General features: G+C 72.2%; 25 protein-coding genes. 15 read left to right on the top strand and 10 right to left on the bottom strand.

Annotated features, from left to right (window positions below):
• The first annotated feature begins 5 nt into the window (after window positions 1-5).
• Window positions 6-2,081, top strand: coding sequence for a streptophobe family protein (locus tag Sru02f_RS09970; RefSeq protein WP_373103433.1), 2,076 nt, complete (start codon window positions 6-8; stop codon window positions 2,079-2,081).
• Between the two features lie 40 nt (window positions 2,082-2,121).
• A complete protein-coding gene (gene serB / locus Sru02f_RS09965; RefSeq protein ID WP_003977014.1) occupies window positions 2,122-3,354 on the top strand; it encodes a phosphoserine phosphatase SerB in 1,233 nt (410 codons plus the stop codon).
• A 72-nt stretch (window positions 3,355-3,426) separates the two neighbouring features.
• Here the strand turns inward: serB and Sru02f_RS09960 are convergent, their stop codons facing one another.
• The 4 genes from Sru02f_RS09960 to Sru02f_RS09945 all read right to left on the bottom strand — a co-directional run bounded on the left by Sru02f_RS09960 (window position 3,427) and on the right by Sru02f_RS09945 (window position 6,000).
• Window positions 3,427-3,945, bottom strand: coding sequence for a SixA phosphatase family protein (locus Sru02f_RS09960; RefSeq protein ID WP_109032058.1), 519 nt, complete (start codon window positions 3,943-3,945; stop codon window positions 3,427-3,429).
• A gap of 92 nt (window positions 3,946-4,037) precedes the next feature.
• On the bottom strand, window positions 4,038-4,244 hold the full coding sequence (locus Sru02f_RS09955; RefSeq protein ID WP_109032057.1) for a hypothetical protein: 207 nt from the start codon (window positions 4,242-4,244) through the stop codon (window positions 4,038-4,040).
• Window positions 4,245-4,427: 183 nt separating this feature from the next.
• Entirely contained in the window at window positions 4,428-4,544 is a 117-nt protein-coding gene (locus Sru02f_RS09950) for an SGM_5486 family transporter-associated protein (RefSeq protein WP_011027990.1), read from the bottom strand.
• 85 nt (window positions 4,545-4,629) lie between these two features.
• A complete protein-coding gene (locus Sru02f_RS09945) occupies window positions 4,630-6,000 on the bottom strand; it encodes a CynX/NimT family MFS transporter (RefSeq protein ID WP_174855080.1) in 1,371 nt (456 codons plus the stop codon).
• 58 nt (window positions 6,001-6,058) lie between these two features.
• Here Sru02f_RS09945 and Sru02f_RS09940 point away from each other — a divergent pair, with 58 nt between their 5' ends.
• The gene (locus Sru02f_RS09940) at window positions 6,059-6,751 is read left to right on the top strand and encodes a FadR/GntR family transcriptional regulator (RefSeq protein ID WP_109032056.1); all 693 of its coding nucleotides are present in this window, start codon (window positions 6,059-6,061) and stop codon (window positions 6,749-6,751) included.
• An 87-nt stretch (window positions 6,752-6,838) separates the two neighbouring features.
• Here Sru02f_RS09940 and fabI read toward each other — a convergent pair whose 3' ends face one another.
• Window positions 6,839-7,606, bottom strand: coding sequence for an enoyl-ACP reductase FabI (fabI, locus tag Sru02f_RS09935; protein WP_003977009.1), 768 nt, complete (start codon window positions 7,604-7,606; stop codon window positions 6,839-6,841).
• Between the two features lie 5 nt (window positions 7,607-7,611).
• The gene (gene fabG / locus Sru02f_RS09930) at window positions 7,612-8,316 is read right to left on the bottom strand and encodes a 3-oxoacyl-[acyl-carrier-protein] reductase (protein ID WP_003977008.1); all 705 of its coding nucleotides are present in this window, start codon (window positions 8,314-8,316) and stop codon (window positions 7,612-7,614) included.
• A gap of 276 nt (window positions 8,317-8,592) precedes the next feature.
• Here fabG and Sru02f_RS09925 point away from each other — a divergent pair, with 276 nt between their 5' ends.
• Genes Sru02f_RS09925 through tyrS form a run of 3 tightly spaced genes read left to right on the top strand, consistent with a single transcriptional unit; the run spans window position 8,593 to window position 12,821 of the window.
• Window positions 8,593-10,116 (top strand): TldD/PmbA family protein, encoded by a 1,524-nt coding sequence (locus Sru02f_RS09925; RefSeq protein WP_109032055.1) that lies wholly within the window; start codon window positions 8,593-8,595, stop codon window positions 10,114-10,116.
• Window positions 10,113-11,507, top strand: a complete 1,395-nt coding sequence (locus Sru02f_RS09920; RefSeq protein ID WP_109032054.1) for a metallopeptidase TldD-related protein — start codon at window positions 10,113-10,115, stop codon at window positions 11,505-11,507. The genes Sru02f_RS09925 and Sru02f_RS09920 overlap by 4 nt, the downstream gene beginning before the upstream one ends.
• A gap of 45 nt (window positions 11,508-11,552) precedes the next feature.
• Window positions 11,553-12,821 carry a tyrosine--tRNA ligase gene (tyrS, locus tag Sru02f_RS09915; RefSeq protein ID WP_109032053.1) on the top strand — a complete coding sequence of 423 codons (1,269 nt, stop codon included), beginning with the start codon at window positions 11,553-11,555 and terminating at the stop codon, window positions 12,819-12,821.
• A gap of 88 nt (window positions 12,822-12,909) precedes the next feature.
• Here tyrS and Sru02f_RS09910 read toward each other — a convergent pair whose 3' ends face one another.
• Window positions 12,910-13,191: a GlsB/YeaQ/YmgE family stress response membrane protein gene (locus Sru02f_RS09910; RefSeq protein WP_003977004.1), complete on the bottom strand. Its 282-nt coding sequence runs from the start codon at window positions 13,189-13,191 to the stop codon at window positions 12,910-12,912.
• A gap of 262 nt (window positions 13,192-13,453) precedes the next feature.
• Between Sru02f_RS09910 and Sru02f_RS09905 the strand changes: the two genes are divergently transcribed.
• Both Sru02f_RS09905 and Sru02f_RS09900 read left to right on the top strand, forming a co-directional pair.
• Window positions 13,454-13,852 carry a DUF3099 domain-containing protein gene (locus tag Sru02f_RS09905; protein WP_174855079.1) on the top strand — a complete coding sequence of 133 codons (399 nt, stop codon included), beginning with the start codon at window positions 13,454-13,456 and terminating at the stop codon, window positions 13,850-13,852.
• 223 nt (window positions 13,853-14,075) lie between these two features.
• Complete coding sequence (locus Sru02f_RS09900) at window positions 14,076-14,306, top strand: hypothetical protein (protein WP_109032051.1); 231 nt, start codon at window positions 14,076-14,078, stop codon at window positions 14,304-14,306.
• An 11-nt stretch (window positions 14,307-14,317) separates the two neighbouring features.
• Here the strand turns inward: Sru02f_RS09900 and moaA are convergent, their stop codons facing one another.
• The 3 genes from moaA to Sru02f_RS09885 form a co-directional block, all read right to left on the bottom strand.
• Window positions 14,318-15,307 carry a GTP 3',8-cyclase MoaA gene (gene moaA, locus Sru02f_RS09895; protein ID WP_016325915.1) on the bottom strand — a complete coding sequence of 330 codons (990 nt, stop codon included), beginning with the start codon at window positions 15,305-15,307 and terminating at the stop codon, window positions 14,318-14,320.
• Window positions 15,308-15,475: 168 nt separating this feature from the next.
• On the bottom strand, window positions 15,476-17,110 hold the full coding sequence (locus tag Sru02f_RS09890; protein ID WP_109032050.1) for a solute symporter family protein: 1,635 nt from the start codon (window positions 17,108-17,110) through the stop codon (window positions 15,476-15,478).
• Entirely contained in the window at window positions 17,107-17,481 is a 375-nt protein-coding gene (locus Sru02f_RS09885) for a DUF485 domain-containing protein (RefSeq protein WP_003976999.1), read from the bottom strand. Before Sru02f_RS09885 ends, Sru02f_RS09890 begins: the two co-directional genes overlap by 4 nt.
• Before the next feature lie 349 nt (window positions 17,482-17,830).
• Between Sru02f_RS09885 and Sru02f_RS09880 the strand changes: the two genes are divergently transcribed.
• From Sru02f_RS09880 to Sru02f_RS09850, 7 genes are all read left to right on the top strand, one after another.
• Complete coding sequence (locus Sru02f_RS09880) at window positions 17,831-19,369, top strand: S8 family serine peptidase (RefSeq protein ID WP_109032049.1); 1,539 nt, start codon at window positions 17,831-17,833, stop codon at window positions 19,367-19,369.
• Window positions 19,370-19,459: 90 nt separating this feature from the next.
• On the top strand, window positions 19,460-20,023 hold the full coding sequence (locus Sru02f_RS09875; protein ID WP_167469532.1) for a hypothetical protein: 564 nt from the start codon (window positions 19,460-19,462) through the stop codon (window positions 20,021-20,023).
• 50 nt (window positions 20,024-20,073) lie between these two features.
• Entirely contained in the window at window positions 20,074-21,081 is a 1,008-nt protein-coding gene (locus tag Sru02f_RS09870) for a CopD family protein (RefSeq protein ID WP_109032047.1), read from the top strand.
• Window positions 21,082-21,209: 128 nt separating this feature from the next.
• Window positions 21,210-22,202 carry a DEDDh family exonuclease gene (locus Sru02f_RS09865; RefSeq protein WP_109032046.1) on the top strand — a complete coding sequence of 331 codons (993 nt, stop codon included), beginning with the start codon at window positions 21,210-21,212 and terminating at the stop codon, window positions 22,200-22,202.
• Window positions 22,203-22,299: 97 nt separating this feature from the next.
• On the top strand, window positions 22,300-22,533 hold the full coding sequence (locus tag Sru02f_RS09860; RefSeq protein WP_051777537.1) for a hypothetical protein: 234 nt from the start codon (window positions 22,300-22,302) through the stop codon (window positions 22,531-22,533).
• 68 nt (window positions 22,534-22,601) lie between these two features.
• Window positions 22,602-23,393 carry an SURF1 family cytochrome oxidase biogenesis protein gene (locus Sru02f_RS09855; protein ID WP_109032045.1) on the top strand — a complete coding sequence of 264 codons (792 nt, stop codon included), beginning with the start codon at window positions 22,602-22,604 and terminating at the stop codon, window positions 23,391-23,393.
• Between the two features lie 64 nt (window positions 23,394-23,457).
• Window positions 23,458-25,245 (top strand): glycoside hydrolase family 15 protein, encoded by a 1,788-nt coding sequence (locus Sru02f_RS09850; RefSeq protein ID WP_109032044.1) that lies wholly within the window; start codon window positions 23,458-23,460, stop codon window positions 25,243-25,245.
• Window position 25,246 lies beyond the last annotated feature (1 nt).

Here is a 25,246-nt window from a genome sequence, read left to right as displayed (position 1 = left end):
CTGCCATGAGCGCGTCCACGAGCGTCGGAACCAAGGGCTACGGCACCGGTGTGCCGTGGGGCGACGTACTGCTGTCCGCGATCGCCTCCGTGAGCTGGGCGTTGATCGGCATGGCGGGAACGGCGGCGCTCGGGCTGCATCTGCTGGACGCGGACGCGGCGGGCTCACTCGGGCCGATGACCGCGGCGGTCGTGGCGCTCGGGGCGGGTGGTTCGGTCACACCGGCCGGTGATGTGTCCGCGTTCGGTCTGAAAGGGGCCGAGGCGCACACTGCCATCGAGATCACGCCACTGGGGGTGGGGCTGGTCGGTGCGCTGTTCCTTTCGTTCTTCTTCCTGCGGTCCCTGCGGGCGGCCGGAGTCCTCGTCTCGCCCGCCGAACTCCTGGCGCGCGCGGGCGCGGTGGTCGCGCTGTTCGTGGCGATGACGGGCGGACTGGCCTGGGCGGGGCACGACGTCGTCACGATCGACGGCGCCTCGCTCGGGCTCGACGACCTGCCCGGCCGGGGCGGGAGCGGCGGGCTGGAGATTCCGGGGCTCGGTGACGTGGGCGACATCGGCGGGCTGCTGCCCGACCGGGTCGGTGACCTCGTGGACGCCCGGGCCGCCGTCGGGTTCACCGTCGACACCGCGCCCACGCTGCTGGGCGGTCTCGTCTGGTCCGCTGGGGTGCTGCTGATCGCGGTGCTGGCCTCGCGCCGCACTCCGCTGCCGCGCGGGTGCGAGGCCCTGCACCGGGTGGTGCGGCCGGCCGTGTCCGCCCTGGTCACGGTCGCGCTGACGGCGGTGGCGGCCGGACTCGCGGCGGCGGCGTACGCGGCGATCGGCGACGACCACCCCCGGCGGATCGCGGGGGCCGCGCTGCTGGGGGCGCCGAACGGCGTGTGGCTCGGCGTCCCGGTCGGCCTGTTCGTGCCGTGGGACGGGCGGGCCACCGGTCAGCCGGCCGGGGTGCTCCCGGCCCCCCTCGACGACCTGCTCGGCTCCGGGGCCGAAAGGCCGGTCACGCTGGGGCGGCTGGCGGAGCTGGACGGACGGGTGTGGCTGCTGGGGGCGGCCGCGGCACTGATGATGCTGCTGGCCGGGGTGCTGACGGCGGTACGGACACCGGTGACGCCCGGTGCCGCACGTCCCCTCGCCTTCGCCGGACGCTGTGCGCTGCGGCTGGGCATCGCCACCGCGGTGACGCTGCCGCTGTCGGCCCGGCTCACGGAGGTCTCCGTGGACGCCTCCCTGTCGGTGCTCGGCATCGACGCCTTCGGCGCGGGCATCGACCTGCACGGACACCTCGGTGCCGCCCTGCTGCTGGGTGCCGTCTGGGGCGCGGGTGCGGGGGCCGCCGGGGCGCTGCTGGCGTGCGCCAGCGGGGCGGCGGGGGCCCGGGCGACAGGCTTGGCACTCAGTGCCGGGGCGGTGCGGGAGGGCGTCGGCGCTGGAGTCGGGGAGTATGCGGGCCCGGTCCCGGGGCCGTACCGGCCGGGTACGCCGCCGCACCGGCCGCCCGACCCGGGCGCCAATCCGTACCTGCGGTCGTGGGAGGGGGTGGCGCGGCCGGACGCCGGCGACGGCACCGGGAACGGGCGAACCCGAAGACGCCCGCCCGGCGGGGGCGGCCCCGCCACCGCGCGACGCCTGGTCCCCGCCGGGGCCCGGGCATACGGCGTGCGGGGCACAGCAGCCGCCCGGCAGCACGTGGCAGGGGCAAGCGGACCCGGCGCGGCAGGGAGGCGGCGGGAGCCGTCGGAGCGGTGGCCCCGGGTCGTACGGCGACGGGGCGGGCCGGGAGGACGGCGGGACGGACAGCGGGACGGACGGCGGGACGGACGGCCGGTCCGACGACGACGTGTACGGCGCCCCCACGGTGGCCGGGCCGCTGGGCCCGCCCCCGGGAACGCCGCGCAGGCCGCCGGGGCCGGGAGAGCGGCCGCCGCGGCCCAGGCCCTGGGGCGAGGGCCCTCCTCCTCCACCGCCCCCGCCACCCGCACCGCCTCGGCGCCCCCGCGACGGGTAGCCACGGTCCGGTCCACTCCGCCACCGCCCCGGCGGGAAGGGGTGCCGTTCCTGTCCGCCAGTCGGACCTGAGGCGCGGGCGGCACCGGGTGCCGGATACGGTTGGAACACCATGAGCGCTTCGCAGACCTCTGACGTTCCCACTCTCCTCGTCAAGATCTTCGGCAAGGACCGGCCCGGCATCACGGCCGGCCTGTTCGACACTCTCGCCGCGTACTCGGTCGACGTCGTCGACATCGAGCAGGTCGTCACCCGTGGCCGGATCGTGCTGTGTGCGCTCGTGACCGAGCCGCCCCGCGGTCTGGAGGGCGATCTGCGGGCGACCGTCCACAGTTGGGCGGAGTCGCTGAAGCTGCAGGCGGAGATCATCTCCGGCATCGGCGACAACCGGCCGCGCGGATTCGGCCGCTCCCTGGTCACGGTGCTCGGGCACCCGCTCACCGCCGAGGCGACCGCCGCCATAGCGGCCCGGATCACCGAGTCCGGGAGCAACATCGACCGTATCTTCCGGCTGGCCAAGTACCCGGTGACCGCCGTCGAGTTCGCGGTCTCCGGCGTGGAGACCGAACCGTTGCGCACGGCGCTGGCCACCGAGGCCGCGGCGCTCGGCGTGGACATCGCGGTCGTCGCGGCGGGGCTGCACCGCCGGGCGCAGCGCCTGGTCGTGATGGACGTGGACTCCACGCTGATCCAGGACGAGGTCATCGAGCTGTTCGCCGCGCACGCCGGGTGCGAGGACGAGGTCGCCGAGGTGACGGCGGCCGCGATGCGCGGGGAGCTGGACTTCGAGCAGTCGCTGCACGCGCGCGTGGCCCTGCTGGCGGGTCTTGACGCCTCGGTGGTGGACAAGGTGCGTGCCGAGGTGCGGCTGACGCCGGGTGCCCGCACCCTGATCCGCACGCTGAAGCGGCTCGGCTACCAGGTGGGGGTCGTCTCCGGCGGCTTCACCCAGGTCACCGACGCCTTGCAGGAGCAGCTGGGGCTGGACTTCGCGCAGGCCAACACGCTGGAGATCGTCGACGGCAGGCTGACCGGTCGGGTCACCGGGGAGATCGTGGACCGGGCGGGCAAGGCGCGGCTGCTGCGCCGGTTCGCCGCCGCGGCGGGCGTACCGCTGTCGCAGACCGTGGCGATCGGTGACGGTGCGAACGACCTTGACATGCTGAACGCGGCCGGACTCGGGGTCGCCTTCAACGCCAAGCCGGTGGTGCGCGAGGCGGCGCACACCGCGGTGAACGTCCCCTTCCTCGACACCGTGCTCTACCTGCTGGGCATCACCCGCGAGGAGGTCGAGGCCGCGGACACGCTGGCCGACGATCTCGGCGACGGACCCGGTCGGCCCTGACCCCGGGGACGCCCGGCACGGCGAGGGCCCGGACCGCGAGGGTGCCGGGCCCTGTCACGTGGGGGCGGCGGGTCAGTCGGTCGGCGCCCAGTAGTCGACCAGGGCGGCCCGGCCGGGCTCCACGTCCTTCCAGGAGCCCGTGAAGGTGAGGACCGCGAAGGCGGCGGTCGGGAAGCCCCGGCGGTTGATCCGCTCGCGGACCTCGTCCTCGGCCGAGCCGGCCAGGATCTCGGTCAGCGCCTCCATGCCCGGGTTGTGGCCGATCACCAGCACGTTCCGCAGGTCGTCGGGGGTCTCGTTGAGCACGGCGATCAGCTCGCCGGGCGAGGCATCGTAGATCCGCTCCTCGTAGACGGTCTTCGGCCGGTGCGGGAACTCCTGGACGGCGAGCTTCCAGGTCTCGCGGGTCCGGGCCGAGGTGGAGCACAGGGCCTGGTCGAAGGGCACGCCGGTATCCGCGAGCCGGCGCCCGGCCTCCGCGGCGTCCATGCGGCCCCGGTCGGCGAGCGGCCGCTCGTGGTCGGTCACCTGTGGCCAGTCGGCTTTCGCATGCCGGAAGAGAACAATCCTGCGGAGTTCTGCGACGCTCATGTCATCCAGCTTCGCATGAAACAGGCCATGGGGCTCTGGGAGTTGACAGGCGGGCTCACCGCGGGACGCGTGCGGGAGCCTGCGGTCGGCGCTCAGCGCCCGGTCAGCTGCTCCAGCCGCTCCAGAAGGTGGGCCGTCGCGGGCTGCTCCGCGGCCGCCTGGGCGTCGGCGGGATTGAGTATCAGCAGGAGCAGCGCGACGAAGGCGAGCACGGGCAGGGCGAGGGCCCACCAGGGCAGCCGGGTGTCCATGCCGCCCGGGGTCGTCCGGGGAGGCCGGGTGTGGGTAGGGGCCGACATGAGTGCCTCCGCTGGTCTTCGGGCGTCCCTGGTCCGTGCTCCGCGGCCCGCCTGTGGCGGGCACATCTCGAAGTTACGGAATCCGCGGGGCCCAACCCATCCGGAGGTCCACCCACTTGACCCTGACCCTCACCCCCTAGGGGACGGGGGGTTAACCCCACCACCCGGTCGCGGAGGGCGGGGTCACGGCGAGGCGATCGTCGCGATGATGCCGATGATCACGAAGATCGCGAGGAAGGCACCGAAGACGATCAGCATCTTCTTCTGGCCGTGCTGGGGATTCGGGTCGAGGACTGGCATACGGCAAGTCTCGCATCCCCCGCGCGGTCCGCTCCCGGCGGGCCGCCCGCCGGGACCCGCGGGCCTCGCGCGCCGTGCGGCCCGGTCAGCGGCCCGCCTCGTCCTCCACGGTGCGGTCGCGTCCCGCCAGGACGCCCACCACGATCTGCGGCACCATCAGCGCGCTCATCAGCGCGATCGGCAGCCCCCAGCCGCCGCTGTGCTGGTAGAGCACGCCCACCAGGAGCGGACCCGGGATGGAGATCAGGTAGCCGGTGCTCTGCGCGAAGGCGGACAGCTGGGCGACGCCGGCCCCGGTCCTGGCCCGCATGCCGACCATGGTCAACGCCAGCGGGAAGGCACAGTTGGAGACGCCGAGCAGCAGGGCCCAGGCCCAGGCGCCGCCGACCGGTGCGAAGTACAGACCGGCGTATCCGGCGAGCCCGCACACGCCCAGGACCACCACGATCGGGCCCTGGTGGGGCAGGCGGGTCGCCACCCGGGGGATGACGAAGGCGAGCGGCACGCCCATCACCATGATCACGGCGAGCAGCAGCCCGGCGGTGCCGGCCGAGACCCCCGAGTCCCGGAAGATCTGCGCCATCCACCCCATGGTGATGTAGGCGGCCGTGGCCTGGAGGCCGAAGAACACGGCGAGCGCCCAGGCCGTGCGGCTGCGGGTGATCCGCAGCGGGGGCTGTTCCGCGGGCTTCTCGGCGGACCGCCCGCCCTCCGGCCGCGGCGTGGACGACGCCGTGGGGGACGGCGCCTTGCGGTTCCGCACGAAGCGGATCCACGGCAGCACGGCCAGCGCGGGCAGCACGGCCCAGACGGCGAGGCCGGGCTGCCAGTGGCCGCCCAGCGCGTCGGTCAGGGGCACGGTCGCCGCCGCGGCGACGGAGGTGCCGAAGGCGAGGGCCATCGAGTAGAGGCCGGTCATGGAACCGACGCGGTCGGGGAAGTAGCGCTTGACGATGACCGGCATCAGGACGTTGCTGACCGCGATGCCCATCAGTGCCAGGGCGGTGGCGGCCAGGAAACCGCCCGTGCCGCCGGCGTACGGGCGGATCAGCAGGCCCGCGGTGATGGCGACCATGCCGGCGCAGACCACCGCGCCGGGTCCGAAGCGGCGGGCCAGCCGGGGGGCGGTGACGCCGAAGACGGCGAAGCAGAGCGGGGGCACGGAGGTCAGCAGTCCGGCGATGCTGCCGCTCATGCCGAGCCCGTCGCGGACCTCCTCCAGGAGGGCGCCCAGGCTCGTGATGGCGGGGCGCAGGTTCACCGCGGCCAGGACGATGCCGAGGATGAGCAGACGGGTCGTCCAGGTCGTCCACGCGTGCGTGGCGGACGCCTCGCCGGGTACCTCGGACGCACCGTTCCCGACACGCTCCTGCGTGCGTGCCCCCGTATGCGTGTCCGTACGTGTCTTCGTACGTGTCTCCGTCCGGGTTTCGTCACTAGCCATGAGACCCATCATAGAATCATGGGATGATTGATTGTCCACTCGCTCGTCCCCTCGTGTGCGCAGGTGAGCCATGCCGCTGAGCCATCCCCGTCGTTCGGCACTGTCCGAGCAGGTCATCGCGGCGCTACGGCAGCAGATCGCCTCGGGCGAGTGGCCGGTCGGCTCCCGCATCCCCACCGAGCCCGAGCTGGTCGAGCAGCTCGGCGTCGCCCGGAACACGGTCCGTGAGGCGGTCCGCGCGCTGGCCCACAACGGCCTGCTGGACATCCGTCAGGGGTCGGGCACGTACGTCGTGGCGACCAGCGAGCTGGCCGGCGTGATGCAGCGCCGCTTCGCCGACGCCGACCCCCGGCACATCGCCGAGCTGCGGTCCACGCTGGAGTCCGCCGCCGCGCGGCTGGCCGCCGAGCGGCGCACGGAGAAGGACCTCAAGCAGATCGACGGCCTGCTGCTGCGCCGGGAGGAGGCCTGGGAGTCGGGTGACGCGGAGGCGTTCGTGTCGGCGGACGCCACGTTCCACCTGGCGGTCGTGGCCGCCTCGCACAACAACGTGATGACGGCGATGTACGCGGACCTGGGCGAGGTGATGCGGGACTGGCTGCGCGGCGACGTGGGCGAGGGCATGTCCCCGGCCATGCACATGGACCACGCCCGGCTGGTGGACGCGATCCGCGCGGGCGACGCGGCGACGGCGGCCGAGGAGGCGGCGGCCTATCCGTTCGTGTGCCGGCCGGCGCTGTTCGCTCCGCCCGCGGACCACTGATCCGCGCCGCTCCGGACCGCACGCCTGCGTGACGACGCGAGGGCCCGCACCCCGTACGGGATGCGGGCCCTCGGGCGTGGCGTCTTCTCAGGCGCCGATGGCGTGCAGCCCGCCGTCGACGTGGATGATCTCGCCCGTGGTCTTCGGGAACCAGTCGCTCAGCAGCGCGACGATGCCGCGGCCGGCCGGCTCCGGGTCCTTCAGGTCCCACTCCAGCGGGGAACGGCTGTCCCACACGGCGGCGAGGTCGCTGAACCCCGGGATGGACTTGGCGGCCATGGACCCGATCGGGCCCGCCGAGACCAGGTTGCAGCGGATGTTCTGCTTGCCCAGGTCACGGGCCATGTAGCGGCTGGTGGCCTCCAGCGCGGCCTTGGCCGGGCCCATCCAGTCGTACTGCGGCCAGGCGTACTGCGCGTCGAAGGTGAGGCCGACGACCGAACCGCCGTTCTGCATCAGCGGCATGCAGGCCATGGTCAGCGACTTCAGGGAGTACGCCGAGACGTGCATGGCCGTGGCGACCGACTCGAACGGCGTGTTCAGGAAGTTGCCGCCGAGCGCGTCCTGCGGCGCGAAGCCGATGGAGTGCACGACACCGTCGAGGCCGCCCAGCTCCTCGCCGACGACGTCGGCGAGCCGGGCGAGGTGCTCGTCGTTGGTGACGTCCAGCTCGATGACCTTGGTGGGCTTGGGCAGCTTCTTGGCGATGCGCTCGGTCAGCGTCGGCCGCGGGAAGGCGGTCAGGATGATCTCGGCGCCCTGCTCCTGGGCCAGCTTCGCGGCGTGGAAGGCGATGGAGGACTCCATCAGCACACCGGTGATCAGGACGCGCTTGCCCTCGAGGATTCCGCTCATGGTGATCAGTGACCCATTCCCAGTCCGCCGTCAACGGGAATGACGGCTCCAGTGATGTACGAGGCGTCGTCCGAGGCGAGGAACCGCACCGTCGCGGCGATCTCCTCGGGCCGCGCGTACCGCCCCAGCGGCACCTGCGACACGATGTTCGCCCGCTGCTCGTCGGTGAGCACCTTGGTCATGTCGGTGTCGACGAAGCCCGGCGCGACGACGTTGAAGGTGATGTTGCGCGACCCCAGCTCACGGGCGAGGGAGCGCGCGAAGCCGACCAGGCCGGCCTTGGAGGCGGCGTAGTTCGCCTGGCCCGCGGAGCCGAGCAGCCCGACCACCGACGAGATGAGGACGACGCGGCCCTTCTTGGCGCGCAGCATGGCGCGGTTGGCGCGCTTGACCACGCGGAAGGTGCCGGTGAGGTTGGTTTCGACGACGGAGGTGAAGTCCTCCTCCGACATGCGCATCAGGAGCTGGTCCTTGGTGACGCCGGCGTTGGCGATCAGGACCTCGACCGGACCGTGCGTCTCCTCGATCTCCTTGTAGGCCTGCTCCACCTGCTCGGTGTCGGTGATGTCGCACTTGACGGCCAGGAAGCCCTCCGGCGGCTCACCCGAGCGGTACGTGATCGCGACCTTGTCGCCGGCGTCGGCGAAAGCGCGGGCGATGGCGAGGCCGATGCCCCGGTTTCCTCCGGTGACGAGAACCGAGCGGCTCATCGGATCACCCTTTCGATAGCGGTCTGGCGCACCCGCCCGGTCACCCGTACGGCGGACGGCGACAGCAGGCGGCTTCCTCGAAAATCTATCGGTCCCCCGACTCGCTCAGAGACTCGGGCACCCACAGTGGCTTACGGGGCTGTCTGTCGGGTCCCTACAGAACCGTGCCGGGCGCGGTGGGAAAGGTGTGGTCGCCGGACGGCCGACGCGACATGATGCGGCGCAGCCCCCGGTGTCGCGGCAGACGACCGGTCACGCCGACAGAAAGAGACGCAGGTGCCTCACAGCATCGACCAAGCCTTCACGGCACTCCCCCTACGCGCCCTCGCCGACGCAGCCCTCGCCCGTGCGCGTGCGCTCGGCGCGGAGCACGCCGACTTCCGCCTCGAGCGGGTGCGCAACGCGTCCTGGCGGCTCAGGGACGCCAGGCCCGCCGGGTCCTCGGACACCACCGACCTCGGGTACGCGGTGCGGGTGGTGCACGGCGGCACGTGGGGTTTCGCGTCCGGCGTGGACCTCACCCTGGACGCGGCCGCCAGGGTCGCCTCGCAGGCGGTGGCGATGGCGAAGCTGTCGGCGCAGGTGATCAAGGCGGCCGGGTCGGACGAGAGGGTCGAGCTGGCCGGTGAGCCCGTGCACGCCGACAAGACCTGGATCTCGGCGTACGAGATCGACCCCTTCGCCGTGCCGGACGCGGAGAAGGCCGCCCTGCTGGCCGACTGGAGCGCGCGGCTGCTGGCGGCCGACGGGGTCGACCACGTGGACGCCTCGCTGCTCACCGTGCACGAGAACAAGTTCTACGCCGACACCGCCGGGACCGTGACGACGCAGCAGCGGGTGCGGCTGCACCCGGTGCTCACCGCCGTGTCGGTGGACGACTCCAGCGGCGAGTTCGACTCCATGCGCACGCTGGCGCCGCCCGCCGGACGGGGCTGGGAGTATCTGACCGGCACCGGCTGGGACTGGGATTCCGAGCTGGCCGAGATCCCGGAGCTGCTCGCCGAGAAGATGCGGGCGCCGAGCGTCGAGGCGGGCCTGTACGACCTGGTCGTCGACCCGTCGAACCTGTGGCTGACCATCCACGAGTCCATCGGCCACGCCACCGAGCTGGACCGCGCCCTCGGCTACGAGGCCGCCTACGCCGGCACCTCCTTCGCCACCTTCGACCAGCTCGGCAAGTTGCGCTACGGCTCCGAGCTGATGAACGTCACCGGCGACCGCACCGCCGAGCACGGCCTGGCGACCGTCGGGTACGACGACGAGGGCGTCGAGGGGCAGTCCTGGGACCTGGTCAAGGACGGCACGCTGGTGGGCTACCAGCTCGACCGGCGGATCGCGCGGCTCACCGGCTTCGAGCGGTCCAACGGGTGCGCCTACGCCGACTCCCCCGCGCACGTGCCGGTGCAGCGGATGGCCAACGTGTCGCTGCTGCCGGATCCGGGCGGGCTGTCGACCGAGGACCTGATCGGGGGCGTCGACCGCGGGATCTACGTCGTCGGGGACCGGTCCTGGTCCATCGACATGCAGCGCTACAACTTCCAGTTCACCGGTCAGCGGTTCTTCCGGATCGAGAACGGGCGGCTCGCCGGTCAGCTGCGGGACGTGGCGTACCAGGCGACGACCACCGACTTCTGGGGGTCGATGGCGGCCGTCGGCGGCCCGCAGACGTACGTCCTGGGCGGCGCCTTCAACTGCGGCAAGGCCCAGCCGGGCCAGGTCGCGGCCGTCTCGCACGGCTGCCCGTCCGCCCTCTTCAAGGGAGTCAACATTCTGAACACCACGCAGGAGGCCGGTCGATGAGCGTCCGCAGCAGCAAGCCGCACGAGGCCGTCGAGCGGGCGCTGGAGCTGTCCCGGGCGGACGGGTGCGTCGTCATCGCCGACGAGGAGTCCACCGCCAACCTGCGCTGGGCGGGCAACGCGCTGACCACCAACGGTGTCACGCGCGGGCGCACGCTGACCGTCGTCGCCACCGTGGACGGGCGCGAGGGCACGGCGTCCGGGGTGGTGTCGCGCTCGGCCGTGACCCTGGACGAGCTGGAGCCCCTGGTGCGGGCCGCCGAGGCCGCCGCGCGGAATGCCGGTCCGGCCGAGGACGCGCAGCCGCTGGTCACGGGCGGGGCGGCGGCGCCGGACTTCACCGACGCGCCCGCCGAGACCTCGTCCGCGGTGTTCGCCGACTTCGCGCCGGCGCTCGGCGAGGCGTTCGCCCGCGCGCGTGCGGGCGGCCGGGAGCTGTACGGGTTCGCGAACCACGAGATGACCTCGACCTACGTCGGCACCTCGACGGGGCTCCGGCTGCGGCACGACCAGCCGAACGGGACGCTGGAGCTGAACGCCAAGTCGCCGGACCGTACCCGGTCGGCGTGGGCGGGGCGGGCTACGCGGGACTTCAAGGACGTCGACCCGGCGGCCCTCGACGCCGAGCTGGCCGTACGGCTGGGCTGGGCCGAGCGCCGGGTGGAGCTGCCCGCGGGACGGTACGAGACGCTGCTGCCGCCCACCGCGGTCGCGGACCTGCTGATCTACCAGTACTGGTCGGCCTCCGGACGGGACGCGGTCGAGGGGCGCACGGTGTTCTCCAAGCCCGGCGGCACCCGGGTCGGCGAGCGGCTGGGCACACTGCCGCTGACGCTGCGCAGTGATCCGCACGAGCCGGGGCTGGAGAGCGCGCCGTTCGTGGTCGCGCACTCGTCGGGCGGCGACCAGTCGGTGTTCGACAACGGGCTGCCGGTGGCGGCGACCGACTGGATCCGGGACGGCGAGCTGCACCGGCTGACGACCACCCGGCACAGCGCCGGGCTGACCGGGCTGCCGGTGGCGCCCGCGATCGGCAACCTGATCCTGGACGGCGGCGACCCCGACCGGTCCCTGGACGAGATGGTCGCGAACACGGAGCGCGGGCTGCTGCTGACCTGCCTCTGGTACATCCGCGAGGTCGACCCGGCGACGCTGCTGCTGACCGGGCTGACCCGGGACGGCGTCTACCTCGTCGAGCACGGCGAGGTCGTCGGCGAGGTGAACAACTTCCGGTTCAACGAGTCGCCGGTGGGCCTGCTGGGGCGGGCCTCGGAGGCGGGGCGGACGGAGAAGACGCTGCCCAGGGAGTGGGGCGACTGGTTCACCAGGGCCGCGATGCCGGCGCTGCGGGTCCCCGATTTCAATATGAGCTCTGTCAGCCAGGGCGTATAACCTCGTACCTGATTTCGCGAGACCACTCAAGGAGACACGAGAACCGTGACGGACATCGTCGACGAGCTGAAGTGGCGCGGGCTGTTCGCCCAGTCCACCGACGAGGACGCTTTGCGCAAGGCGCTCGCGGACGGTCCCGTCACGTTCTATTGCGGTTTCGACCCGACCGCGCCGTCCCTGCACGTGGGGCACCTGGTGCAGGTGCTCACCGTGCGCCGGCTCCAGCAGGCCGGACACCGGCCGCTGGCGCTGGTCGGCGGGGCCACGGGCCAGATCGGCGACCCGCGCCCGACCGCGGAGCGCACGCTGAACTCGCCGGAGACCGTCGCGGGCTGGGTCCAGCGGCTGCGCGGCCAGATCGAGCCGTTCCTGTCCTTCGAGGGCGAGAACGCCGCGGTGATGGTCAACAACCTCGACTGGACCGAGGGCCTGTCGGCGATCGAGTTCCTGCGGGACATCGGCAAGCACTTCCGGGTCAACAAGATGCTGACCAAGGACTCCGTCGCCCGGCGCCTGGAGTCCTCCGAGGGGATCAGCTACACGGAGTTCAGCTACCAGCTGCTCCAGGCGATGGACTTCCTCCAGCTCTACCGGAGGTACGGCTGCACGATGCAGCAGGGCGGCAGCGACCAGTGGGGCAACCTCACGGCCGGTCTCGACCTGCTGCACCGCCTGGAGCCGGACGCGTCCGTGCACGCCTACGCGACGCCGCTGATGACCAAGGCGGACGGCACCAAGTTCGGCAAGACCGAGGGCGGCGCCGTCTGGCTCGACCCGGAGATGACGACGCCGTACGCGTTCTACCAGTTCTGGCTGAACGTGGACGACCGGGACATCTCGACGTACATGCGCATCCTGTCCTTCCGCTCCCGCGAGGAGCTGGAGGAGCTGGAGCGGCAGACCGAGGAGCGTCCGCAGGCGCGGGCCGCGCAGCGTGCGCTGGCCGAGGAGCTGACGACGCTGGTGCACGGTGCCGGGCAGACGGCCGCCGTGATCGCCGCGTCCAAGGCCCTCTTCGGTCAGGGCGAGCTGGCGGAGCTGGACGAGGCGACGCTGGCCGCGGCCCTCTCCGAGCTGCCGCACGTCCGGGTCGCCGAGCCGGCCCCGGTCGTCGACCTGTTCGCCGAGGTGGGCCTGGTGGCCAGCAAGTCCGCCGCGCGCCGCACGGTGAAGGAGGGCGGCGCCTACGTGAACAACGCCAAGGTCAGCGGCGAGGACGCCGTCCCCGCCAAGGAGGACCTGCTGCACGGGCGCTGGCTGGTGCTGCGCCGCGGCAAGAAGAACCTGGCCGCGGTGGAGGTCACCGGCGCCTGAGCGGGCGCACGCGCGAGGGGCGTGCTCCGGCAGCCATGCGGCGGCCGGCGCACGCCCCTTCGCCGTACGGGGTGGGTCCGGGGCGGGGTCAGGCCCGTTCGCGTCGCCTGTTGCCGCGTACTGACGCGTAGGCCGCGTCGCCGAGGCCGACCACGATGATCGCCGCCACCAGCTGGAACAGGTGCCGCCACCAGTCGATGCCGGCCGTCGCCTCGACGCCGGCCGCGCGGGCGATCGCGTTGCCGATGATCGCGCCGATCATGCCGCAGATGGTGGTCAGCCACAGCGGCATGTGCTGCTTGCCGGGAATGATCGCCTTGGCGATCAGGCCCAGCACGAATCCCACGATGATCGCCCACAACCAGCCCATGGCTGCCTCCTCGTCCGGCTCTACGCGAGCAATGCCACCAGTGTTCGGGCGTACGGCGTACGGCGCATGCCGCGTACGGCCGAACGGGGGACCGGCGCCCGGCCGGAAGGCGCACCCGGTACGGCCGGACCGGGGGTGCCCCGGTCTCGTGAGCGGCGCAGGCGCGGCGTAACGTGGTGAGTTGTCCGGGACCGGAGTCCCCGAGCGGCCGCGGACGAGAGCGGGGCGGGGAGAGTCCGATGCGGGCGGATGGTGGAAGCAGATGCGGAAGCAGAGTGCCGGCGGCAGTGCCGAGGTGTTCCGGATCACCGGGGCCCGGACGGGCCTCCAGGAGGACGTGCGCGGGCGGCAGCGGCGGTACATCATCTCGATGTCGATCCGTACGGCCTCGGTGATCCTCGCGGTCTGCCTGTGGAACGTGGAACGGCACGTGGCGATCGTGGCCCTGGTCCTCGGTGCCGCCCTGCCGTACATCGCGGTCGTGATCGCCAACGCCGGGCGCGAGAACGCGCCATCCCTGCCGTCGACGTTCGTGACGGCGCCGACCCCGCCGATGATCATGCCGCCGCGGGCCGGGAGCGGCGCGGCGGAATCCGTCCCGGAGGGCGCGACCGCCGATCCGGGGCCGGGTGCGGCCGGTGAGCCGCACGGCCGACCGTGACCGCCGCGCCCCCTGCGCGGCGGCGTCGATTCCGCGCCAGGCCGAAGAAATGCTCAGATGAATCGTGTTGTTCCGGTGCCGGGCCATGGGTGAGCCGTGACATACTTCGTACGCGCTCCGCATCCCCCGTCGGAGCGACGGACCGACGCCGGGCAGCTCCCCCCGTGGCTGCTCGGCGTCGCCTTGTGTGCGGGCCCTGTGCGTGGATCTGTGAGACGAAACCGTGAGTGACGAAACCACCCCGATCTGCTCCGCCAAGGGCTGCCGCACCCCCGCCGTGTGGGTGCTGGCGTGGAACAACCCGAAGGTCCACACTCCGGAGCGCCGCAAGACGTGGATCGCGTGCGACGAGCACCGCGAGCACCTGTCCCAGTTCCTCGGGGTGCGGAACTTCCTGAAGGACGTGGTCCCGCTCGCCGAGTGGGAAGCCCCGGAGGACTCCGGCAGGCCGTAAGGGCCCCGGTCCTAGCCCCCGATCGCCGACATCGGGCGGTCGGGCTGGACGAAGGTCGGGTCGTCGAGGCCCGCGCCCGCCTTCTTGCCCCACATGGCCAGGCGCCAGATGCGGGCGATCTCCTCGTCTGGGGCGTCGGAGCGCAGGGCCGCGCGCAGGTCGGTCTCCTCGGTGGCGAACAGGCAGGTGCGCACCTGGCCGTCGGCGGTCAGGCGGGTGCGGTCGCAGGCCGAGCAGAACGGGCGGGTGACGGAGGCGATGACGCCGACCCGGTGCGGGCCGCCGTCCACCAGCCAGCGTTCGGCGGGGGCCGAGCCGCGCTCCTCGGAGCCCTCGGCGGTCAGCTCGAAGCGGGTCCGCAGGGAGGTCAGGATGTCACCGGCGGTGACCATGCCCTCGCGCTTCCAGCCGTGCTGGGCGTCCAGCGGCATCTGCTCGATGAAGCGCAGTTCGTAGTCGTGCTCGACGGCCCAGGCGAGCAGGTCGGGGGCCTCGTCGTCGTTGAGCCCCGGCATCAGGACGCTGTTGACCTTGACCGGGGTGAGTCCGGCCTCGCGGGCGGCCGCCAGGCCCTCCAGGACGTCCTTGTGGCGGTCCCGGCGGGTGAGGGTCTTGAAGACGTCGGGGCGCAGGGTGTCCAGCGAGACGTTGACCCGGTCCAGGCCCGCCGCCTTCAGGGCCGTGGCCGTGCGCCTGAGGCCGATGCCGTTGGTCGTGAGCGACATCTGGGGGCGGGGCTCCAGAGCCGCCACGCGCTCGACGATGCCGACCAGGCCGGGGCGCAGCAGCGGCTCGCCGCCGGTGAAGCGGACCTCCTCGATACCGAGGGAGGTGACCGCGATGTCGATGAGGCGGACGATCTCGTCGTCCGTGAGCAGGTCGGGCTTGGCGAGCCACTGCAGGCCCTCTTCGGGCATGCAGTAGGTGCAGCGCAGGTTGCAGCGGTCGGTGAGCGAGACCCTCAGGTCGGTGGCCACTCGGCCGTAGGTGTCGATGAGCACGTGGGCCCCCTCCCTCGACGCGGATCGGCGGAGCACTTCTCTCCTCCGACACCGTCGAGCCTACGTGACCGGTCGGACATCGACATCGGAGCGAACCCACGACGCGCGACGCGGCCGCGTCGTAGGGATCTACGAGCGGCCGCGCCGGTACCGGTCGGGCGGGGGCGGTCAGTGGGCTCCGGTGCCGGTCAGGGACCGGACCTCCAGCTCCGCGTACTTCGCCTTGTCGGGCTCCTCCTTCGACAGGACCGTGCCGAGCCAGCCCATCAGGAAGCCGAACGGGATCGAGATGATGCCCGGGTTCTTCAGCGGGAACCAGGCGAAGTCGACGTCCGGGAACATCGCCTTCGGGTCGCCGGAGACGACGGGCGAGAACAGCACCAGGCCGACGGCGACGATCAGGCCGCCGTAGATCGACCACAGGGCCCCCTGGGTGGTGAACCTCTTCCAGAAGAGGCTGTAGAGGATGGTCGGCAGGTTGGCGGACGCGGCGACCGCGAAGGCCAGGGCGACCAGGCCGGCCACGTTCAGGTCCCGGGCGAGGGCGCCGAGCGCGATGGAGACGATGCCGATGAAGACGGTCGCCCAGCGGGCCGCCCGCATCTCCTCCTTCTCGGTGGCCTGGCCCTTGCGGATGACGTTGGCGTAGATGTCGTGCGCGAAGGACGAGGACGAGGCGAGGGTGAGGCCCGCGACCACGGCGAGGATGGTCGCGAAGGCCACCGCCGAGATCGTGGCGAGCAGGATCGCGCCCCAGGCCGAGTCGACGCCGCCGACGTGCAGCGCGAGCAGGGGCGCCGCCGTGTTGCCGGACGGGTTGGACGCGATGATCTCGTCCTTGCCGACGAGCGCCGCGGCGCCGAAGCCGAGGGCGATGGTCATCAGGTAGAAGGCGCCGATGATGCCGATGGCCCAGTTCACCGACTTACGGGCGGCCTTGGCGTTGGGCACCGTGTAGAAGCGGATCAGGATGTGCGGCAGGCCGGCGGTGCCGAGCACCAGGGCGATGCCCAGGGAGATGAAGTCGAGCTTGGAGGTGCCGTTCGCGCCGTACTGGAGGCCGGGCTCCAGGAAGGCGGAGCCGGCGCCGCTGTTCTCGGCGGCCTTGCCGAGCAGGTCGGAGATGTTGAAGTCGAACTTCAGCAGCACCAGGAAGGTGATCAGGATGGTGCCGCCGATCAGCAGCACGGCCTTGACCATCTGGACCCAGGTGGTGCCCTTCATGCCGCCGATGGTGACGTACACGATCATCAGGATGCCGACGAGGGCGACGATGAGGATCTTGCCCGCGTCGGAGGTGATGCCGAGCAGCAGCGAGACCAGGATGCCCGCGCCCGCCATCTGGGCCAGCAGGTAGAAGATCGAGACGACGATCGTGGAGGTGCCGGCGGCGGTGCGCACCGGGCGCTGGCGCATGCGGTAGGCGAGGACGTCGCCCATCGTGTAGCGGCCGGAGTTCCTGAGCGGCTCGGCGACCAGGAGCAGGGCGACCAGCCAGGCGACCAGGAAGCCGATGGAGTAGAGGAAGCCGTCGTAGCCGAAGAGGGCGATGGCGCCGGCGATGCCGAGGAAGGACGCCGCCGACATGTAGTCGCCGGAGACGGCGAGGCCGTTCTGGAAGGCGCTGAACTGGCGGCCGCCCGCGTAGAAGTCGGCCGCGTCCTTGGTCTGGCGGCCGGCCCAGACGGTGATGCCGAGCGTGGCGAGGACGAAGACCGCGAAGAGCGTGATGATGAGCGGCCGGTGCTCGCTGGCCTCGTTGGCGGCCAGCTCGGCGGCGAAAACGGACTGTGCGGGGCTCATGCGCCGCCCTCCATCCGGGTCTTGATGGCCTCGGCCTTGGGGTCGAGCTTCGCGGCGGCGTGCCGCGAGTACCACCAGGCGATGAGGAACGTGGTGACGAACTGGGCGATGCCGAAGACGAACGCGACGTTGATGTTGCCGAACAGCTTGGTGCCCATGAAGCCGCCGGCGTAGTTCGACAGCAGCACGTAGAGCAGGTACCAGGCGACGAAGGCGACGGTCAGCGGGAACGCGAAGGAGCGGAAGGAGCGGCGCAGTTCGGCGAACTCGGCGCTCTGCTGCACTTCGGAGAACTCCTCGGCGGAGGGGAGTCGGTGTTCCTCTTGCGAGGGGGGCTCCTCTTTGGAGGGGGGCGGTGCGTCGGTGGCCACGGAGTCTCCTCGTACGACGGACATGACGGCTTGGACCTCGGTGTTCTCGCAGGGGGCTGATCGTGCTCGGGCTCCCTGTCCAACGACACGGCGCCCCGCGGGGACCGGTTCAACACCCGTGGCACTTTCCGAAGTCGTCCTCGGCGGGTCATTGCTGGCCAGGGACTTCGGGGGATAGCTTCACCCTGCACCACTACGTCATGTACCTGCCCGATTACCCGTGTCCGGGCAGGTGCCGTTCTGCCGGATGATGTGGAGAACCCATGGATCATCTGCGTTTCGCGCGCGATCCGCGCTCCAGACGCCGGCTCGTTTCCCGAGTTTTCCCGACGGACTGGAGACACCACGCATGACCGCTCCCCTCTCGCGTCACCGCCGTGCCCTCGCGATTCCGGCGGGCCTGGCCGTGGCCGCGTCGCTCGCGTTCCTGCCGGGCACCCCGGCCGCCGCGACCCCCGCGGCCGAGGCCGCGCCCTCGACGGCGGCGGACGCGACCTCGCTCAGCTACGTCGTCAACGTCGCCTCCGGGCACCGTCCGTCGGCCACCGTGCGGCGGGCGATAGCCAAGGCGGGCGGCACGATCGTCACGTCGTACGACCGGATCGGCGTGATCGTCGTCCACTCCGCCAACCCCGACTTCGCCAAGACCGTCCGCAAGGTGCGCGGCGTGCAGTCGGCCGGTGCCACCCGCACCGCGCCGCTGCCCTCGGCCGCCACCACGGACACGGGCGCGCCGCAGGTGCTCGGCGGCGAGGAACTGGCCGCCGCCGAGGCCGCCTCCGCGAAGGCCACGGGCCAGGACCCGCTGGAGTCGCTCCAGTGGGACCTGCCCGCCATCAAGGCGGACAAGGCGCACGAGAAGTCGCTGGGCAGCAAGAAGGTGACCGTCGCCGTCATCGACACCGGTGTGGACGACACCCACCCGGACATCGCCCCGAACTTCGACCGGCAGGCGTCGGTCAACTGCGTGGCGGGCAAGCCGGACACCGCCGACGGGGCCTGGCGGCCGAGCGCGGCGGAGAGCCCGCACGGCACCCACGTGGCCGGGGAGATAGCCGCCGCCAAGAACGGCGTCGGCATGACCGGCGTGGCACCCGGGGTGAAGGTGGCCGGCATCAAGGTCTCCAACCCGGACGGCTTCTTTTACACCGAGGCCGTGGTCTGCGGCTTCATGTGGGCGGCCGAGCACGGCGTCGACGTGACCAACAACAGCTATTACACCGACCCGTGGTACTTCAACTGCAAGGACGACCCGGACCAGAAGGCGCTCGTCGAGGCCGTCTCGCGGGCCTCCCGGTACGCGGAGAAGAAGGGCGCGGTCAACGTCGCCGCGGCCGGCAACGAGAACTACGACCTCAGCTCCGACGAGATCACCGACCCGTCCTCGCCCAACGACACCACGCCCGGCGACCGGACCGTCGACCCGTCGAAGTGCCTGGACATCCCGACCCAGCTGCCTGGTGTCGTGACGGTCGCGGCGACCGGTGCGAAGGGCCTCAAGTCGTCCTTCTCCAACCACGGCCTCGGCGTCATCGACATCGCCGCGCCCGGCGGCGACTCGACGGCCTACCAGACCCCGGAGCCGCCCGCCACCAGCGGCCTGATCCTGGGCACGCTGCCCGGCGGCAAGTGGGGCTACATGGCCGGTACGTCGATGGCCTCGCCGCACGTCGCGGGCGTCGCCGCCCTCATCAAGTCGACGCACCCGCACGCCTCCCCCGCCATGGTGAAGGCCCTGCTGTACGCCGAGGCCGACGCCACGGCGTGCACCAAGCCGTACGACATCGACGGCGACGGCAAGGTCGACGCGGTGTGCGAGGGCCCGAAGAACCGCAACGGCTTCTACGGCTGGGGCATGGCCGACGCGCTGGACGCGGTGACCTGGTAGCCGGTACGCGTACCCGTGCGTGATGCGGGGGCGGCGGTCCGGTTCCCACCGGGTCCGCCGCCCCCGTCGTCGTGCGGCAGTATCTTCGCCATGGACACGTACGAGGATCCCGCCGCCTGGGGGCCCGAACCGGTGCGCCCCCGCTGGTCGCTGGCCCTGAGGTTCGTCGCGACCCTGCTGGTCGCCCCGCTGCTGTGCGTGCTCTGGCCGGCGGCCGCCGTGGTGCTCTTCGTGGTGGGCCTGTTCGCCGACGGGATCGCGGCGGTCAGTGAGGGCTTCGGACGCGGCTACGTGAAGTTCACGGGCGACGTCCTCGACGGCATCGTCCGGCTGGGTTCCTGGTGTGTGACGTGGCCCGAGCTGCGGCACGAGGGGGATGCCGCCTACTACCGGGCGCGGGTCGACAAGGTCGTGGGCAACTGGACCGAGCGGGCCTCCGCCCCGCGCGAGCGGAAGAAGGCGCGGCCGCCCGTGGAGTGCGAGATACCGCGGCGCGTCTACCGCGGCGTCGGCGGACGGTACGTCGCCGAAGTCGCCCTCGCCCAGGGGTGGGAGCTGCGCCCCACGGACGTGCGCAAGGAGGTGCGGCTGTGGTGGTCGGCCGCGTCCCACCCGCAGGACGCGCCCCCGACCGACACGGCACGGGACTCGTGAGGGCGCCGGCGGAACTTGCCCGGATCTGGTGACTTGGTGAAGATCCTGGGGTGACCTCGATACGCCCCCCGTTCCGGACCACCGACACCGGACGCCACTCACGGCCCTCCGGCACCGGCCGGACGGTCGTCGTACTCGTGCTGGTGGCCCTGGGCGCGCTGATACCCGTGCTCGGCCCCTCCCCCGCGCTGCACGGCACCGGGGAGGCCGAGGCTCCCGGCACCGGTGGCATCGCCCTGCTGCGCGCGGTGCTCTTCGCCGCGCTGAGCGTTCCGCTCGGCGAACTCTTCGCGAACCGGCTGGCCCGGTCGCTGCCCGGCGCTCCCCCGGAGCGGCCCCGCAGCTGGTCGCCGTACGCGGCCGCCGTCGGTCTCGCAGCCGCGCTGGGGCTGGCCTCGGTGGTGGCCACGGGCAACCTGGTGCCGGACTCCGTCGCCGACATCGACGTCGGCGGTCTCTACGAGTCCCGTGACGGCAAGCTCGCACTGCTGGAGGTCAACGGATTCCTCGCGGCCTGGCTGTGCGCGACCTCACGGCGGCCCGGGCTCCAGGTGTGGCCGCTGGCCGCGGTGATCGTCGCGGACGCACTCCGCGCGCACCCCACGACCGAGTACAGCCCGCTGCTCGGCTCCGGGCTGACCCTCGTCCATCTGACGTGCGCCTCCCTGTGGGTGGGCGGTCTGCTCTACGTTCTGCGGACCCTGCGGCGCTGGGGGGCGACGGAGGCGGGGCCGGCCCTGCTGGGGCTCTACGCGCGCGTGGCGGCCGTTCTGCTGGCGGCCCTGACGGCCACCGGGGTGTGCAGTTCGCTGCGCCGGATGCCGGCCGGCACGATCCTGGACCAGCTGACGGACACCGCCTACGGGCGGGTCCTGCTGGCCAAGGTGCTCCTGGTGGCCGCCGTCGCCGCTCTCGCGCTGTGGGCCCGGATCCGGCTGAGCCGCGCGGCCGACCCGCTGACCGCCTGCTCCCCCGCGCGCGCGGAGGTCGTCGCGCTGGGCGTGGTGGTGGCGGTGTCGGGGCTTCTGACGGCCCTTCCGGTGCCGATCCGTTGGTGAGCCCGTCGGCGAGGGCGTCGGCGAGGGCACAAGCGGAGTGTCGCAACGCTCCCCGGACACCCGGGCGTTGACGGCAGCGGGCCCCTGCGGGACCGGAGTGTCGGTCCGGGCCCGTATCCTCATTGACCATGCTCGAAGACCGCACGACCGCAGCGCCGTCCGCCACGGCGTGGCCGGCCGCGTATCCCCAGGGTTACGCGGTCGTCGACGTGGAGACCACCGGCCTGGCCCGCGACGACCGCATCATCTCGGCGGCCGTCTACCGGCTGGACGCCCGCGGCGAGGTCGAGGACCACTGGTACACCCTGGTCAATCCGCAGCGCGATCCGGGCCCGGTGTGGATACACGGTCTGACCAGCGACGTGCTCCGGGACGCACCGCTCTTCCCGGACGTAGCCGAGGAGTTCGCGGCCCGGCTCGACGGGCGGGTCCTCGTCGCGCACAACGCGGTCTTCGACTGGCAGATGATCGCCCGTGAGTACGCGCGCGCGGAGCGCGAGGCGCCGGTGCGTCAACGCCTGTGCACCATCGCCCTGTCCAAGGCACTGGACCTGCCGCTGCCCAACCACAGGCTGGAGTCGCTGGCCGCGCACTTCGGCGTCGTGCAGCAGCGGGCGCACCACGCGCTGGACGACGCGCGGGTGCTGGCGGAGGCGTTCCGGCCGAGTCTGCTCGCCGCGGCGGCCGGGGACGTGCGGCTGCCGCTGCACGAGTGCCGGCCGCTGACCGAGTGGTCGGACCGGCCCGCGCCCCGGATCGGGCAGCAGGCGGGCTACGGGAGCTACCGGCCGACCAGTTGGCGCCCCGCCCGCAAAAGGCCCGCATGCCCCTATCCCAACCCTGGCCGGTACGAAGAGGGCAAACGACTCAAGCAGGGCATGCGGGTCGCCTTCTCGGGTGACACCTCCGTCGAGCGCGACCTGCTGGAGGACCGCGCCGTCGACGCGGGCCTGCACGTCGCGACCAGCCTGTCCCGGCTGACCAGCCTGCTGGTCACCAACGACCCGGACTCGGGCACCTCCAAGGTGGTCAAGGCCCGCCAGTTCGGGACTCCGGTGGTGGACGAGGCGGCCTTCGGGCAACTGCTCGCGGACGTCGAACCTGCGGACGCCAAGCCCTGAGGGCGCGGGCCGCGGGGGCCGTGCGGACGGGTGATTCCGGGCGACTCGCCCGGCGCCCACCGGCCCGCGTTCGCGGCGACGGCCCACCCTGTGGCGCATGGCGACATGTGAAGTCTGCGGCAACAACTACGGAATGTCCTTCGAGGTCCACGCCCAGGGAGCGGTGCACGTCTTCGACTGCTTCTCCTGCGCGATCCACCGGATGGCCCCGATCTGCGAGCACTGCCGGGTACAGATCATCGGCCAGGGTGTCGAGGTCGACGGCCACTGGTTCTGCGGCGCCCACTGCGCCCGCGCGGAGGGGAGGGCGGGGATCGTCGACAAGGTCTGAGGACAGCCGCCGGGCGTGAGCCCGTACCCGCCGCGTGACGCCCCACGACCGAGTTGTACCGTCGTGGGGTGTACCGCTTCCTGTTGTCCCGCCAGTGGGTGATCCTCACGCTGCTCGCCGTGCTGCTCATCCCCACGATGATCAAGCTGGGCTTCTGGCAGATGCACCGCTACGAGGAGCGCACCGCCCGGAACGACCTGGTCGCGCGCGCGCTCGAGGCGTCACCGGTGCCCGTGGAGTCGCTGACCGCGCCCGGCGAGAAGATCACCACGCGTGAGCGGTACCGCACCGTCACCGCGAAGGGCAGCTTCGACACGGACCGCGAGGTCGTGGTCCGCCGCCGCACCGACGGCGACGACAACATCGGCTACCACGTACTGACCCCGTTCGTGCTGAACGACGGCAAGGTCCTGCTGGTCAACCGGGGCTGGATCCCCGCGGACGGCCCGAGCCAGACCGCGTTCCCGAAGATCCCCGCACCGCCCCGGGGCGAGCTGACCCTCACCGGCCGGCTGATGCCCGACGAGACGACCGAGGCGAGCGGTATCAAGGACCTCGAAGGTCTCCCGGACCGGCAGATCATGCTCATCAACAGCGAGCAGCAGGCCGAACGCCTGGACGCCCGGGTGCTCGGCGGGTACGTGGTCCTGAAGACTCCCGAGCCGAAGAACGACACCCCGGAGCCGATCGGCAAGCCCGGCAACGAGAACGCCGCGCTGAACTTCGCGTACGCCGTCCAGTGGTGGCTGTTCGCCGCGGCCGTACCGGTCGGCTGGTGGTTCCTGGTCCGCCGGGAGAAGCGCGACCGGGAGACCGTCGAGGACGTGGAGTCCGCGGAGCCGGAACCCGCGACGGTGTAGCCACGCGGCGGGAGGGCGCGGGCGGACCCGATTGCTCCGGCTCCGGCCGGGAAGAGGTCAACCCGTGCACCCCCACATCGAGGACTACGCGCTCATCGGCGACCAGCAGACCGCGGCCCTGGTCTCCACGGACGGCTCCGTGGACTGGCTCTGCCTGCCCCGCTTCGACTCGGCCGCCTGCTTCGCCAAGCTGCTCGGTGACGAGGAGAACGGCCACTGGCGCATCGCCCCCAAGGGTGCGGAGCGCTGCACGCGGCGTGCCTACCGGCGGGACACCCTCGTCCTGGACACCGAGTGGGAGACCGAGGACGGTGCGGTCCGCGTCACCGACCTGATGCCCCAGCGCGACCGCGCTCCCGACCTCGTCCGCATCGTGGAGGGCCTGAGCGGCGAGGTCACCGTGCACAGCGTGCTGCGGCTGCGCTTCGACCACGGCTCGATCGTGCCGTGGGTGCGCAGGGCCGACGGGCACCGGGTGGCCGTCGCCGGGCCCGACTCGGCGTGGCTGCGCAGCGAGCCCGAGGTGCACAGCTGGGGCCAGGACTTCGGGACGCACGCCGAGTTCACCGTCGCCGCGGGCGACAAGGTCGCGTTCGTGCTGACCTGGCACCCCTCGCACGAGCCCCGGCCGCCGCTGATCGACCCGTACATGTCGCTGGAGCACAGCGTCGAGGACTGGCGCGAGTGGGCGGCACGCTGCCGCTACGACGGCCCGTACCGGGACGCCGTGGTCCGCTCCCTGATCACGCTGAAGGCACTCACGTACAAGCCCACCGGCGGCATCGTGGCCGCCCCCACCACCTCGTTGCCCGAGGAGCCGGGCGGCGTGCGCAACTGGGACTACCGCTTCTGCTGGCTGCGCGACTCCACGCTCACCCTGGGCGCCCTGCTGTCGGCGGGCTACCTGGAGGAGGCGGAGGCCTGGCGCGACTGGCTGCTGCGCGCGGTCGCGGGCAACCCGGCGGACCTGCAGATCATGTACGGCGTCGCGGGCGAGCGGCGGCTGCCCGAGTCCGAGCTGCCGTGGCTGTCCGGCTTCGCCGGTTCCGCACCCGTGCGCATCGGCAACGACGCGGTGAACCAGCTCCAGCTGGACGTGTACGGCGAGGTCATGGACTCCCTGTCGCTGGCCCGGCTGGCGGGGATGCGCCCCCGGCCGCAGATGTGGGAGTTGCAGTGCGCCCTGATGGACTTCCTGGCCACGGTGTGGCGGGAGCCGGACGAGGGGCTGTGGGAGGTGCGGGGCGGGCGGCGGCAGTTCGTGCACTCGAAGGTGATGACGTGGGTGGCCCTGGACCGGGCGGTGCGCACGCTGGAGCACCATCCCGAACTGGGCGGCGGTGACCTCGACGGCTGGCGGGCGCTGCGCGACGAGGTGCACCGCGAGGTGTGCGAGAAGGGCTACGACCCGGTGCGCAACACCTTCACCCAGTACTACGGCTCGCGGGAGCTGGACGCCTCGCTGCTGCTCGTCCCGCGCGTGGGCTTCCTGCCGCCGGACGACCCGCGGGTGATCGGCACGGTCGACGCGATCGGCGCGGAGCTGACCCGGGACGGCCTGGTCCGCCGCTACAGCACCGAGGGCCGCCAGGTCGACGGCCTGCCGGGCGGCGAGGGGACGTTCCTGGTGTGCTCGTTCTGGTACGCGGACGCCCTGCACGCGACGGGCCGGACGAAGGAGGCCCGGGAGCTGTTCGAGCGGCTGGTGGGGCTCGCCAACGACGTGGGGCTGCTGGCCGAGGAGTACGACCCGGTGGCCGGACACCAGCTGGGCAACTTCCCGCAGGCCTTCAGCCACGTCGGCCTGGTGAACACGGCCCTCGCCCTGTTCGGGGGCGAGGGGGCAGGATAGG

Origin of the sequence: Streptomyces rubrogriseus, from assembly GCF_027947575.1 — a bacterium.
GTDB lineage: Bacteria > Actinomycetota > Actinomycetes > Streptomycetales > Streptomycetaceae > Streptomyces > Streptomyces rubrogriseus.
Note: the sequence above shows the minus strand (reverse complement) of the source record. Positions and strands in the feature narration are given on the sequence as shown.

What these genes read in the sequence shown, in the direction of transcription:
- Sru02f_RS09960 (WP_109032058.1), bottom strand. Translation starts at nt 3,945, where the DNA reads ATGAGCGTCGCAGAACTCCGCAGGATTGTTCTCTTCCGGCATGCGAAA.
- Sru02f_RS09955 (WP_109032057.1), bottom strand. Translation starts at nt 4,244, where the DNA reads ATGTCGGCCCCTACCCACACCCGGCCTCCCCGGACGACCCCGGGCGGC.
- Sru02f_RS09920 (WP_109032054.1), top strand. Translation starts at nt 10,113, where the DNA reads ATGAGCGTCCGCAGCAGCAAGCCGCACGAGGCCGTCGAGCGGGCGCTG.
- Sru02f_RS09875 (WP_167469532.1), top strand. Translation starts at nt 19,460, where the DNA reads ATGGACACGTACGAGGATCCCGCCGCCTGGGGGCCCGAACCGGTGCGC.
- Sru02f_RS09880 (WP_109032049.1), top strand. Translation starts at nt 17,831, where the DNA reads ATGACCGCTCCCCTCTCGCGTCACCGCCGTGCCCTCGCGATTCCGGCG.
- Sru02f_RS09860 (WP_051777537.1), top strand. Translation starts at nt 22,300, where the DNA reads ATGGCGACATGTGAAGTCTGCGGCAACAACTACGGAATGTCCTTCGAG.
- Sru02f_RS09910 (WP_003977004.1), bottom strand. Translation starts at nt 13,191, where the DNA reads ATGGGCTGGTTGTGGGCGATCATCGTGGGATTCGTGCTGGGCCTGATC.
- fabI (WP_003977009.1), bottom strand. Translation starts at nt 7,606, where the DNA reads ATGAGCGGAATCCTCGAGGGCAAGCGCGTCCTGATCACCGGTGTGCTG.
- Sru02f_RS09945 (WP_174855080.1), bottom strand. Translation starts at nt 6,000, where the DNA reads ATGATGGGTCTCATGGCTAGTGACGAAACCCGGACGGAGACACGTACG.
- Sru02f_RS09950 (WP_011027990.1), bottom strand. Translation starts at nt 4,544, where the DNA reads ATGCCAGTCCTCGACCCGAATCCCCAGCACGGCCAGAAGAAGATGCTG.
- fabG (WP_003977008.1), bottom strand. Translation starts at nt 8,316, where the DNA reads ATGAGCCGCTCGGTTCTCGTCACCGGAGGAAACCGGGGCATCGGCCTC.
- serB (WP_003977014.1), top strand. Translation starts at nt 2,122, where the DNA reads ATGAGCGCTTCGCAGACCTCTGACGTTCCCACTCTCCTCGTCAAGATC.
- Sru02f_RS09940 (WP_109032056.1), top strand. Translation starts at nt 6,059, where the DNA reads ATGCCGCTGAGCCATCCCCGTCGTTCGGCACTGTCCGAGCAGGTCATC.
- Sru02f_RS09890 (WP_109032050.1), bottom strand. Translation starts at nt 17,110, where the DNA reads ATGAGCCCCGCACAGTCCGTTTTCGCCGCCGAGCTGGCCGCCAACGAG.
- Sru02f_RS09865 (WP_109032046.1), top strand. Translation starts at nt 21,210, where the DNA reads ATGCTCGAAGACCGCACGACCGCAGCGCCGTCCGCCACGGCGTGGCCG.
- Sru02f_RS09905 (WP_174855079.1), top strand. Translation starts at nt 13,454, where the DNA reads ATGCGGAAGCAGAGTGCCGGCGGCAGTGCCGAGGTGTTCCGGATCACC.
- Sru02f_RS09970 (WP_373103433.1), top strand. Translation starts at nt 6, where the DNA reads ATGAGCGCGTCCACGAGCGTCGGAACCAAGGGCTACGGCACCGGTGTG.